The sequence below is a fragment of the Alkalibacterium sp. m-11 genome, assembly GCF_054658155.1.
The window spans coordinates 1-207 of record NZ_BAAGIR010000697.1 but is presented as its reverse complement, the minus strand read 5'-3'; the positions used below and the strand labels follow the sequence as shown (position 1 = coordinate 207).

General features: G+C 44.4%; 1 protein-coding gene. It reads right to left on the bottom strand.

Features of this window, described 5'->3' with window-relative positions; all coding sequences use genetic code 11:
- On the bottom strand, positions 1 to 207 hold a 207-nt coding region (locus tag ACYQ2O_RS13970; RefSeq protein WP_459796901.1), incomplete at both ends, for a transposase.

Below are 207 nucleotides of genomic sequence, written 5' to 3'. Positions count from 1 at the left end.
AGCCACTGTCCCCTCGGACAGTTAAAAACATATCACATGAGTGCTGCTTGTGTTGTTGGATAATATCTTTTAAAAAGACCTCTGCATTGTTAGACGTGTACACATTGCCCGGACGAAGTTCGGCACCCAGAAACAGACCAGTCAGTCCATCAAAAGCCACTAAGGGATGATAACCCGTTGTTCCGTAGTGAGTATTGAAATCAGTCT